This window comes from Burkholderia sp. AU4i (assembly GCF_000466765.1).
GTDB lineage: Bacteria > Pseudomonadota > Gammaproteobacteria > Burkholderiales > Burkholderiaceae > Burkholderia > Burkholderia cepacia.
Map to the genome: position 1 here is coordinate 1 of NZ_ASSI01000379.1, position 1871 is coordinate 1871.

Sequence of the window (1871 nt, forward strand, 5' to 3'; positions counted from 1 at the left end):
TTTTTTAATGATACGGCGACCACCGAGATCTACACTCTTTCCCTACACGACGCTCTTCCGATCTAACGCCGCCGCGGCCAGCGCGTCGGCGTTCGCGCGCGGCACGCGGGCGGCCGGCAAGCCCAGCCACGCGGCGACGCGATCGAGCGCGAACCGGTCGGCCGGATCGATGGCCGCGCACGCGCTTTCGTATGCGAGCGCGAGCACGCGGCGGTCGGCATCGTCCGGCTCCTCGCGCGGTGCCGGATACATTCGGTACACGGGCAGCCGCACCGCCAGTTCGCCGAGCACGCGCCGAATTGCGATCAGGCTGACGTCCCGCGTGGCGGGCGACGCGCGCGCGATCCCGTGCAGCAGCCGCGCGGCGCGCGCATGCTCGACGGCGAGCTGGCGCATCAGCACGCGCCGCTTGCCGTCGAGCGCTTCCTGCGCGAACGTGCGCGACGAGCCCGACACGGCCGCCCAGTGCGCGGCGAGCGGTTCGGCGCCGGCCGGGTCGTGCAGCAGCGCGCCGACGTCGTTCATGAAGTCGTAGCCGGTCGTGCCGGCAACACCCCAGTCGGCGCGCAGCGATTCGCCCGGCGCGAGGATCTTCTCGACGACGACATACGGCGGCGCGCTGCGCTGCGCGGCCAGTCGTGCATGCAGCCGCCGGCAGTAGGCGCGCGGATCGGCGAGGCCGTCGACGTGATCGACGCGGATGCCGTCGACGAGCCCGGCCGCGTGCAGGCGTAACGGCAGCGCGTGAACGGCGTCGAACACCGCGTCGTCGTCGACGCGGACGGCCGCGAGCGTCGCGATGTCGAAGAAGCGCCGCCAGTTCAGCTCGTCGGCGGCCGTGCGCCACCACGCGAGCCGGTAATGCTGGCGTTCGAGCAGCCGGTGCAGGCTGGTGCGCGAGCGCGCGACGCGCGGGTCGGCGCCGCGCAGCACCGCGTCGAGCGCGTGCGGGCCGTGCGCGGCCACGTGATCGCGCAGCGCGGCATGCGCGGCGGCCAGCCGAGCGCTGTCGCGCGCCGGCGCGGCGTCGAAGCGTTCGGCGAGCGCGTTCAGGTCCGCGCGGTTCGTGAGGCGCAGGATGTCGGCATAGGTGGCGGCCGCCACGGGCAGCCGCCGTCCGGGGCACGCGATGAAGAAACGGCCGCTGGCCGGGTCTGCGTTCAGCGTGATGTCGCCGGCCGCGAGCGCGTCGCCATAGGGCATGCCGAGACACGGCAGCAGCACCTTGCCGTCGAGTGCCGGATCGGGCGGATGCCAGTCGATGTCGAAATGGCGCGCATACGGGCTGGCGGGGCCCCATTCGAGCACGTCGTTCCACCAGCCGTTCGACGAGCCGCCGACACCCATATGGTTCGGCACGATGTCGACGATCACGCCGAGGCCGCGCGCACGCAACGCGTCGACGAGCCGATTGAAACCTGCTTCGCCGCCGAGTTCGGGATTGAGCGTGCCGTAATCCACGGTGTCGTAGCCGTGCCGCGAGCCCGGTTCGGCGGCCGAGACCGGCGACAGGTACAGGTGGCTCACGCCCAGCCGCGCGAAGTAGTCGGCGTGCGAGGCCGCGTCGTCGAACGTGAAACCGGCATGAAGCTGCAGCCGCAGCGTCGCGCGCGGCGTCATGCGCCGCGCTCCCTCGAACGGCGCGCCTGCACGACGGCGGCGATGCGTTCGCGCACGTCGGCGTCGAACAGCGTGTCGATTGTGCGCGGCAGCCGTTGCCGCCAGTTCGGGTGCCCGCACGGCGGCCCCGGCAGGTTCGGCTGCGCGTCCAGCGCGAGCAGGTCCTCGAGCGGCACGATCGCGAGCGGCGACGGGCTGCGCGCGACGTACGCGAGGATCGCGCCGACCGGCGGCGCGTCGGCCGGCGGGGC

1 protein-coding gene and 1 pseudogene are annotated in these 1871 nt (G+C 73.0%); both read right to left on the reverse strand.

Annotated features, from left to right (window positions below):
* Positions 1-69: 69 nt before the first annotated feature.
* A pseudogene (gene treY / locus L810_RS42830) lies at positions 70-1620 on the reverse strand (malto-oligosyltrehalose synthase); the annotation flags it as partial.
* Positions 1617-1871: 4-alpha-glucanotransferase (locus L810_RS42835; RefSeq protein WP_042978400.1), on the reverse strand; the 255-nt coding region annotated here is incomplete at its 5' end. The pseudogene treY and the gene L810_RS42835, both read right to left, overlap by 4 nt.